The sequence below is a fragment of the Anaeromyxobacter sp. Fw109-5 genome, from assembly GCF_000017505.1.
Lineage (GTDB): Bacteria > Myxococcota > Myxococcia > Myxococcales > Anaeromyxobacteraceae > Anaeromyxobacter.
The window spans coordinates 2,848,853-2,862,573 of record NC_009675.1; the positions used below are offsets into that span (position 1 = coordinate 2,848,853).

The window sequence follows — 13,721 nt, forward strand, 5'->3', positions numbered from 1 at the left end:
ACGATAGCCCCGCGCGGCGGCGGCGGCAGCGGGAAAACGCGGCTCGCGAGCGCGCTCGCGCCGCCCGGCCCCGCGTCGGCAGGGGACCCCGACCGGGCGATCGGCGGGGAACGGCCCGAGGCCTCAACGCAGCGTGCAGCGCAGCCGCTCCGCGCACACGAAGTACTCGTCGCCGTCCTCGACGCGGCGCCGGGTGATGCGCTCGCGCTGGAACCACGTGCCGTTCGACGAGCCGAGGTCCTCGATGAGCCAGCCGGCGCCGTCCCGCACGATGGCGGCGTGCTCGCGCGACACCTTGGCGCTGTCGACGACCAGGTCGCAGTGGCGGCCGCGGCCGATGATGAAGCGACCCTTCGCCACCGGGACCTCGGCGCCGTCGTCGCGCAAGAGGACGAGCGCGGCCTCCGCCGCGACGGCGGGCGCCGCCCCGACGGCCGCCGGGACCGGCGGGGGCGCGCGCATCTCGCGCTCGAGCCGCGCCGCCGCGTCGAGCACCTGCTCGGCGACCGCGGCCCGCTCCGCGAGCGGCGGCACCGCGGCCGGCTCCGTGGTCGCGGGGGCCCGGGCGTGCGATCCGACGCTCCCGGGGACGAGGTAGCCGTTCAGCCGCGCGAAGACGTGGAGCGCCTGGTTCGCGAGCGCCTCGCGATCCGAGCCCATCTCCTCGGCCATCCGCTCGAGCGCCTCCCAGAGGTGGTCGGAGATGGCGAGCTGACGGACGGACTTCATACGCGCACCTCCCCGCTCGGGCGGCGCGGCGTCGCGCGCGCCGCCGCGGTCACCGGATCACCTTCGAGACGTTCACGGCCTCGCTGGGGCTGAAGTCGAGCACGAAGTCGTTCGGGTAGGGAACGAGGAAGCGGTATCCGTCCGCCGCCTTCCCGGGGAGCGCGCTCCGATCGAAGGTCGAGACGCCGAGCGGGAGGATCGCGGCCGTCGAGGTGCTCGAGGTGCTCGGCACGCGCGAGCTGGGGGCCAGCCCGCCGCGCGTCGACACGCTGAGCGCCATCCCACGCAGCTGGCTCCAGAGCGACTGGTTCCCGGCGGGGAGCAGGTCGCCCTCCGCCTCCGAGCCGTCGTAGCCCACCTTGAACGCGATGACGGGACCGTTCGCGCGCGGGAAGGGGTAGAGCTCCTCGGGCCAGTTGTCGCGGCAGTCCTGCTCGATGGCCGTCGCGGCGTCGCTGCACTGATCGGAGACGTGGTAGATGCGGCGCGCCTTGCGCGCGAGCACGAGCCGCTCGCAGGTGAGCCGGCAGGCGTCGTCGCAGGCGCGGAACTCGGCGGGCGCGGTCCGCCAGTCGGCGGGCCAGGGCAACAGCGGACACTGCGCCTCCAGCACGTCCTCGTCCTCGTATTGCAGCGCGAAGTCGGCCGCGGTGGCGACCTCCGCCTCCCGCACCGGCTCCGGGCGGCCCGCGTACCCTGCGGACGAGCCGACCAGCACGAGCGCGGAGGCGCGAACGCCCGCCTGGAACCCGGGGCCTCCCGCGGCGAGCGCCTGGACGCACGCGGGCCAGTCGCGCCACGGTCCGGCGGACCCGTCGTCGTTCACCCTCGGCCGTGGATCGTCGAGCGGCTCGAGGGCGAGCGCGCCTCCGGGGTAGGCCTCCTCCGGCGGCAGCACCGCCGCGATGCGGGCCTCCACGTTGCCGTCGGTGGGGCAGCCCGCGACCTGGGGCGCGTAGAGCTCCACGAGATCGCCGGCGCGCACGCCGAACGTCGGATCGTAGACCCGGACCACCTGCGTGAGCGTCGCGCCCGCGGGCACCTGCAGGGCGACCCAGGTCCGCCCATCTGCCATGCGGCCGCTCTGCGCGCGGCTCGCCTCGAGGCCCGGCAGCGGCGGCTGGAAGGACACCATCCAGCTCTCGGTGACGGTGAAGCCGGGCGTCACGCGGACGCCGTCCGCGATGTCCGCCGACGCGAACCCGAGCTCCCACTCCTCCTCGGCGAGGTGCCAGATGCCCAGGATGCGCGGGAGCGTCTCGCCCTCCACCGCCACGCCGAGCCCGAGCCCGCCGGTGACCGCAGTCCGCGAGCTCGAGCGGATGATCGAGGTGTCGCTGGGGATGGCCCAGCGGCCCAGATCGGCGAAGTAGACCCGCCCGTTTCCCGACGGGATCGCCGCCACGGCCGTCGTCGCCCGTTGACCCGTGCCGGGCGCGATCTTCATGAATCCGGCCGTGTAGATGGTCTCCTCGCCCGGCGGGGGCACCGCCGGCGGCTCCGAGACCGCCAGGCCGAGGGCGAGCTCGGGCAGCGCGATCGGGGCGAGGTACGGCATGAGGCCTGCGTAGTCCGGGACGAGCCCGCCCGTCGCGGGATCCAGGACCGCGATGCCGCAGCCGATGCGGTGGTTGTTGCCGCAGCGCGCCGGGTCGAGCACGGCGTAGACCCGGTTCACGGCGGTCGCCTGGAACTCGGAGCGGTCGTCGTACCCGACCCCGATCGACGGCTGCCAGTCCTCGAGCCGCTCGCGCAGACGAGCCGCCGCGACGAAGCGGGTCGGGGCGCGGGCCGAGATGGCGCTCACCGTCCAGGCGGCGGGCGCCCCCGCGACGGTGATGTCGGCGACGCCCTCGACCCCGTTGATGGGGTCCGGGGACGCGGCGTAGAGGTGCAGCGGGTCGTGGGGATTCACCGCCAGCGAGACGGCCTCGAACGGGAAGCCGTCGCTCCCGACGAGGTCCCGGACCGAGATCTCGCCGCGCACGATGGCGGGGCCAGCGGCGGCGCGAGCGTACTCCACGACGGCGAGCCGCGCGCCGGTGAGCGCGACCACGACGCGGACGCGCCCCGCGGCGACTCCGGACGCCGCCGCCGCGTCGGGCACCGGGACCGCCGCGGCCGCGAGGATGGCGGCGCCGGGCGCGAGGGCGCCGAGATCCGCCTCGTCCACCACCCTGCCGGACTGCGCCCAGGTCTCGACGAGCTGCAGCGCGGCCGTGCCCGCCGAGGCGACGACGAGGAGATCGGGCTTCGCCTCCGCCCCGGAGCCGTCCCAGAGCGGCGACGCCACGAGCAGCGTCGGGCGCGGGTCCGGGACCGGCACCGCGAGGGAGCGCACGATGACCGGCGCGAGGACCGGCTCGTCGTCCTCTGCGTCCACGAGCGTGAGGTCGCCGCGCCGGGCGTTGGCGATGGCGAAGTACGGGCGGAGCTCGTTCGGGCGGTCGTAGGTGAAGCCGCGGAACGCCACCACCGCGCTGGGCTGCGCGAGCCCGACCCCGATGGTGGTGGTGCTGCTGCCGCACGCGACGAGGGTCGCCGCGAGCGCGAGAGTTCCCAGCCGCCGCATCACCGCACCACCCCGAACCGCTCGTCCACGCGCGGCTCCGCAGTGCTCCACGGCGCGTCGAGCGGCACGTCCAGCGGCGTGACGAATCCGTCCTCGAACGAGGACACGAACAGCCGGGCGGTCGCCCCGTCGTCGCGGACGGCGAGGCCGAACGGCTTCCTGCCGAGCACGGGGATCCCCGTGCCCGGGTCGTGCCCGAAGACGCGCACGAGCGTCCCCGCGTCGTCGTCGTAGAGCCACAGGAGGCCGTCGTCCGAGGCGGTCACGGCGACGACGTCGCCCATGCCGGGGCGCACGGGCAGCACCTTCACCTCGTTCGCCCCGAGCCCGACCTCGTGGAGGGCGGCGAGCCGCGGCTCGACGCCCGCGCGACCCTCGACGAGGTCGAGCACCATGAGCACTCCCCCCACGTCGAACCCAGGCCGTCCGCCGATCGCGGCGGCGAGGTCCACGTTGTAGAGGCGAGCCGCGACGAAGGCCCGGCGCGTGCGGCCCGGCTGCGGGTTCGAGAGCGCGATCCCGCGGAGCTCCAGGCCTCGCAGGTACTGGGCGAGATCCACGCCGGACACCGTGCAGCCGTCCTCCGCCACGGGCGCGTCGATGCGGCAGTCGCCGGCGAGCTCCGCCCAGCGGAGCGGGGCCGGGGAGCCGGTGTCGATCGAGGTGAAGTAGAGCCGATCGTTCACCTCGTCGTAGGCGAAGCTCCTCACGGGTCCCAGCCCGACGTCGCGGGTGCGTGACGCGCCGGTCCGGAGGTCGAGCTCGACGATCTGGCCGCGGTTCTGCGGGGTGCGCAGGAAGGCCAGGTAGGCGCGCGCGCGCGACTCGTCGGCCGCCGTCGCCGGGTCGTCGCGGCGGCACACCGTCGTGACGCCGTACGGATCCTGGAAGCCGTCCTCCAGCGGGAGCCGGCAACCGCCGGAGCAGGAGAGCGCGCCGCCCGGGCCCACGGCGATGCGGTAGAGCGAGTTCCCCTCTCGCGCCGGCACGAGCGCGAGGGTCTCGGGGAGGCCGCAGGCGGCCGCGTCCGCCAGGGCCAGCTCACCGGCGAAGCTCGCGATGCGGACGCCCTGGCGCAGCGCGGCGGGAGTCGCCCCGACGTCGACGGCGATCACGCTGCCGCCGTCGTCGAGCCCGTAGGCGAGGTCGTAGTTCGAGGAGACGACGAGCATCTCCTGCCCCACGAACCCGAGCGCGATCGGGAACGTGAAGCGATCGAGCGGGGCCGGCTCGGCGGCGGGCGGTTCGCCGCAGGCCGCCAGCGCGACGGCGAGGGCGAGCATCGTGGATCGGAAGTGGACGGGCACGGGTGGTCGCGAACCGTAGCCGCGGGTCAGGAGGCGGTCAAGGCAGCCGTCGCCCCCGCTCACGCTCGCGGCGCCGCCTCCGCCTGGATCTTGCGGAAGTCCGCGACGCCGGAGAACAGCGCCGCGACTCTCCGCATCAGCCCGAGGCGGTTGGCGCGCACCGCTGGTTCCTCCGCCATGACGAGCACGTCGTCGAAGAACCGCGCCACGGCGGGCTCGAGGGTGGCGACGTTCCGCAGGACGCCCGGGTAGTCGCGCGTGCCGCGCAGCGCCGCGGCCTCGGACTCGACCCGCTCGAGCTCGGAGAGCAGGTGGCGCTCCGCCTCCTCGCGCAGGAGCTGCCGGTCGACGACCGCACCCGCCGTCTCCGACTTCTCCTGGATGTTCGCCACGCGCTTGAACGCCACCGCGAGCGGAACGAAGTCGGCGCGCGCCTTCACCTCCGCGAGCGCCTCGAGCCGGCGCCGAGCGTCCACCACGTCGTCGAACCCGGCGCCGAGCACCGCCTCGACGAGGTCGGCGTCGAACTCCTCGCTCCACTGCGCGCGGAGCCGGCCGCGGAGGAAGTCCAGCACCTGCTCGGCGACGACCGCGCGGTCGCTCGCGAGCCTCACGCCGCCGAGCGTGTCGAGCGTCTGCTCGATCGCGGCGGAGAGCGAGAGGTGGTACCCGCGGGCGAGCAGGAGGCGGAGGATGCCGATGGCGGCCCGGCGCAGGCCGAAGGGATCGGCCGCGCCGGTCGCCTTCTCCCCCACCCCGATGATGCCCACGAGCGAGTGGAGCCGGTCGGCGATCGCGACGAGGGCGCCCACGTCTCCGCGGGGCATCTCCTCCGAGGCGCCCACCGGCTTGTAGTGGTCCTCGATCGCCTCCGCGATCTCGGGCTTCAGCCCCTCGAGCCTGGCGTAGTGGCCGCCCATCACGCCCTGGAGCTCGGGGAACTCGCCGACCATCCCGGTGGTGAGGTCCGTCTTCGCCAGCCGGGCCGCCTCGACCACGTCGGAGACGAGCTCCTCGCGCCCGATCGCGCGCGCGAGCGCGCTGCCGATGGCGACGATGCGGTCGGCGCGCGCGAGCTCGCTGCCCAGCCGCGCCTGGAAGGTGCGCCGCCCGAGATCCTCGATGCGATCGCGGAGCGGCCGCCGCTTGTCCTCGTCGAAGAAGAACCGCGCGTCCGCGAGGCGCGCCCGCAGGACGCGCTCGTAGCCGTGCCGCGCGACCCGGGGATCCTTGACGGGCGTCCCAGAGACCGCGACGAAGCGGTTCTTGAGCCGGCCCTTGCCGTCCACCAGCGCGAAGTAGCGCTGGTGGTTGCGCATCTCGGAGACGACCACCTCGGGAGGCAGGTCGAGGTTCGACTTCTCGAACTCGCCCGCCACGCCGGTGGGGTGCTCGACGAGGTAGAGCACCTGCTCGACGAGCGGCTCGTCGGGCCTCAGCTTCCCTCCCGCCGCCTTCGCCGCCTTCGCCAGCTCCTGCTCGAGGGCCGCGCGGCGCTCGACGGGGTCCACCAGGACCTTCGCGCGCCGGAGCTTCGCCACGTAGTCGTCGGGCGTGCCCTTCAGCGCGATCGACCTGGGCGCGGCGAAGCGATGGCCGAACGTCACCGCGCCGGAGACGAGCTCTCCGTGGCGGACCTTGAGCGGCTTCCCGCCGTAGAGCGCGACCATCCAGCGGATCGGGCGGGCGAAGGTCACCTCGTCCCAGCGCGAGCGCATCGCCTTCTTGAACCGCAGCCCGCCCAGGAGCCGCTCGAGGAGCTCGGGCAGCACCTTCTCCGCCTTGCGGCCCTCCTCGATCCGGGTCACCGCCACGCGCTCGCCCTTCGGCGTCTGGGCGCGCTCGAGCTTCGAGACGTCCACGCCCTGGCTCTTCGCGAACCCGAGCGCCGCCTGGGTGGGGTTCCCGGAGGCGTCGAAGGCCTGCGCGACCGGCGGGCCGAGCGCCTCGGTCTTGGCGTCGGTCTGGCGCCTGGCGACGTCGCGCGCCCACACCGCGAGCCGGCGCGGCGTGCCGACCGCCTTCACCTCGCCGTGGGAGAGCCGCGCGGCGTCGAGCGCCCTCGCGAGGTCCTCCTGGAGCTGCTTCAGCGCCGGGGGCACGAAGCCCGCCGGGATCTCCTCCGCGCCGATCTCGAACAGAAGGTCCGCCATGTGGGGTCTCTCGTGGGGAAGGGAAATGCCGGACCGTCAGGCCTGCCGCGCGCGGTCGTCCTGCGCGCGAGGCCGCTCACCCTGAGCCTGTCGAACGACGCGCGCCTCGCGCGCGACCCGCGCCGCCTCGACCGCCTTCTTCCGCTCCGCGGGCGGCAGCAGCGGGAACCCGAGCGCCTCGCGGGAGTCGAGGTAGCCCTTCGCGCACTCGTGGGCGAGCGCGCGGACCCGGCCGATGTACGCCGCACGCTCCGTCACGCTGATGGCGCCGCGCGCGTCGAGGTTGTTGAAGCTGTGCGAGCACTTCAGGCAGTAGTCGTAGGCCGGCAGCGGGAGCCCGGCCGCGAGGAGCCGCTTGCACTCCGCCTCGTAGGTGTCGAACAGCCCGAAGAGCATCTTCGGATCCGAGGCGCGGAACGAGTACTCGCTCATCTCCACCTCGTTCCGGTGGAAGACCTCGCGGTAGCGCACGCCCTTCACCCACTCCACGTCGAACACGTTCTCGACGTCCTGCAGGTACATGGCGATGCGCTCGAGGCCGTAGGTGAGCTCCGCCGCGACCGGCTTCACCTCGAACCCGCCCGCCTGCTGGAAGTAGGTGTACTGGGTGATCTCCATCCCGTCGCACCACACCTCCCAGCCGAGGCCCCAGGCGCCGAGCGTCGGGCTCTCCCAGTCGTCCTCCACGAAGCGGATGTCGTGCTCGAGGGGATCGATCCCGATCGCCTTCAGCGACCCGAGGTAGATCTCCTGCACGTCCGGGGGGTTGGGCTTCAGGATCACCTGGAACTGGTGGTGCTGGTACAGGCGGTTCGGGTTCTCGCCGAACCGGCCGTCCGCGGGGCGCCGCGAGGGCTCGACGTACGCCACGTTCCAGGGCTCGGGGCCGAGCACGCGCAGGAAGGTGGCCGGGTTCATCGTGCCGGCCCCGACCTCCTGATCGTACCCCTGGGCGAGGATGCAGTTGCGGCCCGCCCAGTAGGTCTGGAGCTTCAAGATGAGGTCCTGGAAGTACACGCGCGCGCCTCCTCGACCGGCGCGCGTCCGCGCGGCGGCCCCGTCTCCGGAGCGGGCGACGGTAGGGCCGTAAGGGTGCGGATGTCAAACCGAAACATCGCCGGCTCGGGGGAGCCCGGCGACCGCGCCGAGGCGGGTGCAGACGCGCCCGGCGACGCGGTTCGCGAAGGCCACCGCCCGGTGGAGCTCGGCGCGCGGGATCCCCTCGACGCCCCCGCGGGCGACGATCGCGGCGAGCAGCCCGGCCACGAACGCGTCCCCCGCCCCCGTGGTGTCCACCACCTCCACCGGATCGGCCGGGACGAGGAAGCGCTCGTCGCCGCGCCGCACGAGCGCGCCTCGCTCCGCGAGCGTCACGCAGGCGAGAGGCACCCCCAGCGACGCGAGCCGCGCCGCCGCCCGCTCCGGATCCGCCTCCCCGGTCACCACCTCGGCCTCGTCCGCCGACACCTTCACCAGGGTGCAGAGGGGGAGCACGTCCGCGCAGAGCCGGCGGAGCGCGCCGAGGTCGTCCCAGAGGTGCGCGCGCACGTTCGGGTCGAACGAGACGCACGTCCCCAGGGCGCGCGCGGCGGCGACCGCCTCGCGCAGCGCGGCCTGGGCCTCGGGGAGCACGTGCGCGGAGGAGCCCACGTGAAGCCACGCGGCGCGCGCGAGGAGCGCGCGGTCCACGTCGCCGGGGTGCAGGAGCTTGTCCGCCGAGAAGCGGGCGTTCGGCGAGAAGAAGCTCCGCTCGCCGCGCTCGTCGAGCGCGACGAACCACATGCCAGTCGGCCGCTCGGCCGTGAGCCGGAACGCGCAGCGGACGCCCTCCGCCTCCAGCTTGCGGATGAGGAGCCGCCCGAACGGATCGTCGCCGAGCACGCCGCGGAAGGCGACGCGCGCGCCGAGCCGCGCGAGCCCCGTCGCGACGTTCGCCGGCGCACCGCCCGGGCAGGCCTCGAAGCGGTCGCAGTCCTCCAGGCGGCCGCGCCGGTCCGGCAGCAGGTCCACGAGGGCCTCGCCCAGGCAGACGACGTCCAGCTCCGCGCGCATGGCGTCAGTCCCCGAGCAGCGGCCCGACCTCGTCCAGGAACCGGCGCGCCGCCAGGCGCCGGCCCAGGTGGTGCTCGAGGAACGCCGCGAGGGCGTCGCGCGCCTCGCGCCCGACCGAGGGAGGGAGCGCGGCGGACGCGCCGGCGAGCCCCTCCGCCTGGAGGCGCGCCAGGGCGGAGGCCGCGGCGATCGACACCCACGGCGCGCCGGGCGCGGCGGCGGGCGCGCACGGCGGGCAGAGCACCCCACCCTGCCCCGGATCGAAGCGCACGCGGCCCTCGGGGCCGAGCGCGCCGCCGCAGGCGACGCACGCGTCGACGCGCGGCATGAGCCCGGCGGCGCGCAGCGCCCCGAGCTCGAAGGCACGGAGCCCCTCCGGCCGCGCCGGCCCGGCGTCGAGCGCGCCGAGGTACTCGAGGAGCAGCGCCAGGAGCTCGGCGTGCGGCTCGTGATCGCGCACGAGCTCGCGCGAGAGCTCGGCCGCGTACCCCGCGCACGCGATGCGCGCGAGCTCGCCGCGGATCCCCCCGTGCGCGCGCAGGACGGAGACCGACTCCAGCCCGAGCATGTCCGAGCCGGGGCGCTCGCGGGCCTCCGCGACGAGCAGCGTGAACGGCTCGAGCGCACCGCCGAAGCGCCGTCGCGAGGCGCGCGCGCCGCGCGCGAAGCCCGACACCTTGCCCCGCTCGCGGGTGAGGAGCGTCACGACCCGGTCCGACTCGCCGTAGTCCACGGCGCGCAGGACGAGGCCGGTGAGCTTCAGGCGTTCGGTCACGCCGGGACGGTAGCCGCTCGCCGGGCCAGGCGCCAGGGCAGGCCGCCGGCGGCTCTCAACGCAGCAGCGCGATCGCCGCCGCGAGGGCCGCCGCCAGCGCGGCCGCGATCGCCACCCACGCCGCCGCCGGCACCCCTCGCGCGGCGGCGCCGGCGCCCGGCTCGGAGGTCGCGGCGACCTCCTCGTAGCGGAGCACCACCTCGTTCGCGTCGAGGCCCACCGCGGTGGCGTAGCTGCGGAGATACCCGACGACGTACGCGCGCGGCGGCATCCGGGCCTCCTCGCCCGACTCGAGCGCCTCCACCACGCCCGGCGCGAGCTTCGTCGCGCGGGTCACCTCGTCGCGCGAGAGGCCGCGCAGCTCGCGCTCGCGCGTCAGCCACCGGGCGAACGCGGCGAGCCGCTCCTCGGGAGTGGCGCCCGGCTCGGGGGGCTCGCCGGCGAGCCCGGGGGGCGGGGCGGAAGGGTCGCGGGGCTCGGTCACGGTTCACTCGACGAGCAGGGAGAGGCTGCGGCGGCACTCGTCGCCCTCCCCGCCTTGCGGGGCGAGCTCGGCGCAGCGCTCGAACGACTCGCGCGCGCCCGGGACGTCGCCGGCCCGCATCCGCGCGAGGCCGAGCTGGAGGTGCGCGTCCGGGACCTTCTCGCAGCTCCGCGCGTAGGCGGCGAGCTCGGTGATGCCCTCGGCCATCTTCCCCTCGTCGAGGAGGATGCGCCCGAGCTCGCGGCGCCCCTTGCAGAAGGACGGCGCGAGGGAGAGGCAGGCGCGGAGCTCCGCGTGGCCCTCCTCCCGGCGCCCCATGCGCCACAGCGCCAGCCCCTTGTTGCAGCGGGCGACGTACGGCTCCCGGTACGTCATGTCGCCGAGGGCGAGGTCGAACTCGCGCAGCGCCTCCTCGTGCCGCCCGGTCCTGGCGAGGAGCTGCCCCAGGTCGTTGTGGGCCTCGGGGTACTCCGGCCGCAGCTCGAGCGCGCGGCGGTAGGCGCGCTCCGCCTCGTCGATCCGGGCGAAGGCGAAGTCGAGGACGAGGCCGCGGCCGCGGTGCGCCTCGGCGAGCCGTCCGTCGATGGCGAGCGCGGCGTCGTACTCGCGCAGCGCGTCGGGGGCGCGTCCGGCGCGGAACGCCTCCACGGCGAGGTCGTGGTGGATCTCGGCCGCGCGCCGCTCCTTCGCGCTCGGGCGGTGGGCGCAGCCGAGGGCGGCCGCGGCCACGAGGAGGAGCGTGCGGGCGATCGAGCGGGTCATCAGAAGGAGGCGAGCAGGCGGGCGAGCCGGGCCGCGTCGGGAGCGGCGGCCGCACCCGGCGCGCCGGCCGCGGGGGCGGGGGCGGCGCCGGACGCGCGCGGCGGGGAGAAGAGCGGGACGCGGCGGAGCACCTGCTCCTGGGCCTCCGGCGCGAGGTTCCGGAAGTTCAGGTTGTCGAGCATGAACCCCATCGACTCGAGGAACTGCAGCCCCTCCACCTCGACCGCGCGGTACTCGTCGACGGTGGTGAGCTGTCGCCGGTCGGGCAGGTAGATCACGTTCTCGCCAGAGCGCGGGAGGTGAAGGACCGCGTAGATCGAGAACGAGCCGTTCGGGTTGCGCAGCCCGCAGAGGTGCCCCGAGACCGCCTGCGCGGGCTTGCCCGGGATGGAGACCTGCGGCTGGTTGATGCTCTCGACGATCGCGACGACCTGGTCGCGCGTCGTGTGCAGCCAGGTGAGGCTCGGCTCGGGGGTGAACACGCGGCCTCCGGTTCAGCGCGCCACGAGGACGTGCTCCTCGGCGCGGTCCTCGACGTCCGCCGCGGTGCGCGTCATCTCCACGAGCGGGTTGTCGATCATCACGTGGTCGCCGCCGACGTTCCCCTCGCCGACGACGACCTTCAGCGCGACCTGGGGGGACGTCGAGAGCCGCTCGCCCTGGACCCGCTTCGTCGGGGCGAGGACGAGCTTGTTCTGCCCGGGGCGGAGGTAGCGCGTGATCTCCATCACCACCTGCGGCTCGCTCGCCTTCACCTCCCGGATCCACTGAGCGTTGATGAAGATGGCGAGGTCGTACTGGGTGCCGGGCGCCGCGTGCTCCGTCGCGAGGAAGTAGCGGCGGGTGAGCGCCGCGGGCGCGGCCGCGCCGGTCACCCCGTCGGCGGGCGGCGCGGCGGATCGCTCGCCGGCCGCGTGCACGGCGTAGCCCCGCGCCTCGATGTGGACGTTCCCCTGCGCGTCGATGACGACGGTCGCGTTCTCGATGCGCTGGCTCGTCGCGCCGTCGATCGCGACGCCGTTCAGCGTGATCGACGGGCCGGCGGCAGCGGGCACCGGCGCCGCGAGCGCGGCCGCGACGAGCGCGAGGGCGAGGGGGCGCATCCGTCGACTTGCTTAGCCCCGGCCCGCCTCGGAGGTCAAGAACACGGCCGATTTCGCGGCGGATGGCGCCACCCGCTCGCACGAGCGGCAGGGCGCCGTCACACGCCGCGCGCGTCGGGGCCCCAGATCACCTTGTGGATCTGCAGCGAGAGCCGCGCGTCGAGGCCGTCCCGGAGGATCCAGCGCGCGAGCTCCCGCGGCTCGACCTCGCCCCAGGCGGGCGAGAAGAGGAGGTGCGCCCGCCCCTCCAGCCGGTGGCGGCGCACGACGTCCACGGACCAGCGGTAGTCCGGCTCCGAGCACACGACGAACTTCACCTCGTCCTGCGGCCGCAGGCCGTCGAGGTAGGCGAGGTCCTTCGCCTCCTCGCGGGAGCCGGGCGTCTTCACGTCCACGATGCGGATCGTCTCCGGCGGGAGCGCGTCGAGGGGTCGCTGCCCATGCGTCTCGACGGTCACCTCGTGCCCGCGGGCCACGAGCTCGCGGGCGAGCTCGGGCAGCTCCCGCTGCAGCATCGGCTCGCCTCCGGTGAGGCACACGAGCTTCGCCGGGTGACGCGCGATCTCGGCCAGGATCTCGGCGCGCGTGAGCTCACGGCCGCCGTGGAAGGCGTAGGCGGAGTCGCAGTAGCCGCAGCGCAGGTCGCAGCCGGTGAACCGCACGAACACGCAGGGGCGCCCCGCGCGCGTCCCCTCCCCCTGGAGGCTGAAGAAGATCTCGGTGACCCGCATCGGCGGGTCTTAACCGTTCGGACGCCCCGCTGTCACGGAGCCGGGCCCGAGGGCGCCGCCACCGGCGCGCGCGCGACCGCCAGCGCGGAGGGAGGCGTGCCCGCGCCGCGGCGGAGCTTGCGGTGCACGGCCTGCACGCGGCGGGGGTACGCGTGGAAGCGCTCCGGGATCGCGCCGTCGCGCAGGTAGCCGAGGATGCGGTTCGGGCCGGCGTTGTAGGCCATGAGCGCGACCTCCTCTCGCCCGAACGCGTCGAGCAGGCGCCGGAGGTAGCGGACGCCCGCCACCACGTTGGCGGCGGGATCGTGGAGATCGAGGTGCAGGAGGCCGGCGCGCTCGAGCTCGCGCCTCAGGGTGGGCTCGCGGAGCTGCATGAGGCCGCGCGCCCCGGCGCCGGAGATCGCCTGCGGGTCGAAGGAGGACTCGACCTGGATGAGCGCGAGGACGAGGAGCGGGTCGATGCGCGCGGCCTGGGCCTCCGCGACGATGGTGCGCGCGAGCGCCTGCCGGCGGGCTTCCGCGAGCGCCGGCATCCGGCGCCCGAGCTGCCTCTCGATGCGGGCGACGGCGGGCAGCGCGCCGCCGGCGGCGTCCACCAGGCTCGCCGCCGGTCCGAGCTCGGCCGGCGCCAGCTGGCGCGCCTCCTCCGAGAGCTCGCCCGGGAACGCGACCGCCGACGCCACGAAGGCGACGGCGACGGCGGCTCCGGCGAGCCCGTGGAGGCGCGGCGGCGTCACTGCGCGTTCTTCTCCCTGGCCAGCGCCTCGACGCGCTCCGAGATGGCCTCGAGCCGCTTCTCGAGGGCCTCGAGGTCCTCGCGGGAGGGCACGCGGAAGCGGCTCGTCGCGCGGCGGACCGCCTCGTCGAGGGTCCGCTCGACCTCGCGCCGCTGCGTGGCGAGCCGCTCGCCGAAGTCCCGCGCGTGCCGCCGGACGTCCTCCGGCGAGAACCCGATGCGCGTGAGGACCTTCTCCGCCTCCTGCTCGGCGGCGTTCACGCCGGCGAGCGCGTGCGACCAGGCGTCCCTGAAGATCTCCTGCAGGTCCGCCATGG

14 protein-coding genes are annotated in these 13,721 nt (G+C 75.1%); all 14 read right to left on the reverse strand.

Annotated elements, in window-relative coordinates:
• Window positions 1–123: 123 nt before the first annotated feature.
• Window positions 124–729 (reverse strand): FHA domain-containing protein, encoded by a 606-nt coding sequence (locus tag ANAE109_RS12575; protein ID WP_012097245.1) that lies wholly within the window; start codon window positions 727–729, stop codon window positions 124–126.
• A 49-nt stretch (window positions 730–778) separates the two neighbouring features.
• Entirely contained in the window at window positions 779–3,301 is a 2,523-nt protein-coding gene (locus tag ANAE109_RS12580) for a hypothetical protein (protein ID WP_012097246.1), read from the reverse strand.
• A complete protein-coding gene (locus ANAE109_RS12585; RefSeq protein ID WP_143827961.1) occupies window positions 3,301–4,608 on the reverse strand; it encodes a YncE family protein in 1,308 nt (435 codons plus the stop codon). The genes ANAE109_RS12580 and ANAE109_RS12585 overlap by 1 nt, the downstream gene beginning before the upstream one ends.
• Before the next feature lie 59 nt (window positions 4,609–4,667).
• On the reverse strand, window positions 4,668–6,761 hold the full coding sequence (gene glyS / locus ANAE109_RS12590; protein WP_012097248.1) for a glycine--tRNA ligase subunit beta: 2,094 nt from the start codon (window positions 6,759–6,761) through the stop codon (window positions 4,668–4,670).
• A gap of 36 nt (window positions 6,762–6,797) precedes the next feature.
• The gene (locus tag ANAE109_RS12595; RefSeq protein ID WP_012097249.1) at window positions 6,798–7,778 is read right to left on the reverse strand and encodes a glycine--tRNA ligase subunit alpha; all 981 of its coding nucleotides are present in this window, start codon (window positions 7,776–7,778) and stop codon (window positions 6,798–6,800) included.
• An 84-nt stretch (window positions 7,779–7,862) separates the two neighbouring features.
• Complete coding sequence (locus tag ANAE109_RS12600; RefSeq protein ID WP_012097250.1) at window positions 7,863–8,813, reverse strand: carbohydrate kinase family protein; 951 nt, start codon at window positions 8,811–8,813, stop codon at window positions 7,863–7,865.
• A gap of 4 nt (window positions 8,814–8,817) precedes the next feature.
• Entirely contained in the window at window positions 8,818–9,588 is a 771-nt protein-coding gene (gene recO / locus ANAE109_RS12605) for a DNA repair protein RecO (protein WP_012097251.1), read from the reverse strand.
• Between the two features lie 55 nt (window positions 9,589–9,643).
• Window positions 9,644–10,072, reverse strand: a complete 429-nt coding sequence (locus tag ANAE109_RS23435; protein WP_012097252.1) for a helix-turn-helix transcriptional regulator — start codon at window positions 10,070–10,072, stop codon at window positions 9,644–9,646.
• Window positions 10,073–10,075: 3 nt separating this feature from the next.
• Complete coding sequence (locus tag ANAE109_RS12615; protein WP_012097253.1) at window positions 10,076–10,834, reverse strand: tetratricopeptide repeat protein; 759 nt, start codon at window positions 10,832–10,834, stop codon at window positions 10,076–10,078.
• Window positions 10,834–11,316, reverse strand: coding sequence for a hypothetical protein (locus tag ANAE109_RS12620; RefSeq protein ID WP_012097254.1), 483 nt, complete (start codon window positions 11,314–11,316; stop codon window positions 10,834–10,836). The genes ANAE109_RS12615 and ANAE109_RS12620 overlap by 1 nt, the downstream gene beginning before the upstream one ends.
• A 12-nt stretch (window positions 11,317–11,328) precedes the next feature.
• A complete protein-coding gene (locus tag ANAE109_RS12625; protein ID WP_012097255.1) occupies window positions 11,329–11,937 on the reverse strand; it encodes a hypothetical protein in 609 nt (202 codons plus the stop codon).
• Window positions 11,938–12,035: 98 nt separating this feature from the next.
• Window positions 12,036–12,668, reverse strand: a complete 633-nt coding sequence (locus ANAE109_RS12630; RefSeq protein WP_012097256.1) for a radical SAM protein — start codon at window positions 12,666–12,668, stop codon at window positions 12,036–12,038.
• Between the two features lie 32 nt (window positions 12,669–12,700).
• Entirely contained in the window at window positions 12,701–13,405 is a 705-nt protein-coding gene (locus ANAE109_RS12635) for a lytic transglycosylase domain-containing protein (protein WP_012097257.1), read from the reverse strand.
• Entirely contained in the window at window positions 13,402–13,719 is a 318-nt protein-coding gene (locus tag ANAE109_RS12640; RefSeq protein WP_012097258.1) for a phasin family protein, read from the reverse strand. Before ANAE109_RS12640 ends, ANAE109_RS12635 begins: the two co-directional genes overlap by 4 nt.
• Between the last annotated feature and the right edge of the window lie 2 nt (window positions 13,720–13,721).

Bases quoted from the DNA above. Each gene is read 5' to 3' on its own strand.
- ANAE109_RS12625 (WP_012097255.1), bottom strand. From the start codon at position 11,937: ATGCGCCCCCTCGCCCTCGCGCTCGTCGCGGCCGCGCTCGCGGCGCCG.
- ANAE109_RS12600 (WP_012097250.1), bottom strand. From the start codon at position 8,813: ATGCGCGCGGAGCTGGACGTCGTCTGCCTGGGCGAGGCCCTCGTGGAC.
- ANAE109_RS12630 (WP_012097256.1), bottom strand. From the start codon at position 12,668: ATGCGGGTCACCGAGATCTTCTTCAGCCTCCAGGGGGAGGGGACGCGC.
- ANAE109_RS12640 (WP_012097258.1), bottom strand. From the start codon at position 13,719: ATGGCGGACCTGCAGGAGATCTTCAGGGACGCCTGGTCGCACGCGCTC.
- ANAE109_RS12575 (WP_012097245.1), bottom strand. From the start codon at position 729: ATGAAGTCCGTCCGTCAGCTCGCCATCTCCGACCACCTCTGGGAGGCG.
- ANAE109_RS12580 (WP_012097246.1), bottom strand. From the start codon at position 3,301: ATGCGGCGGCTGGGAACTCTCGCGCTCGCGGCGACCCTCGTCGCGTGC.
- ANAE109_RS12615 (WP_012097253.1), bottom strand. From the start codon at position 10,834: ATGACCCGCTCGATCGCCCGCACGCTCCTCCTCGTGGCCGCGGCCGCC.
- glyS (WP_012097248.1), bottom strand. From the start codon at position 6,761: ATGGCGGACCTTCTGTTCGAGATCGGCGCGGAGGAGATCCCGGCGGGC.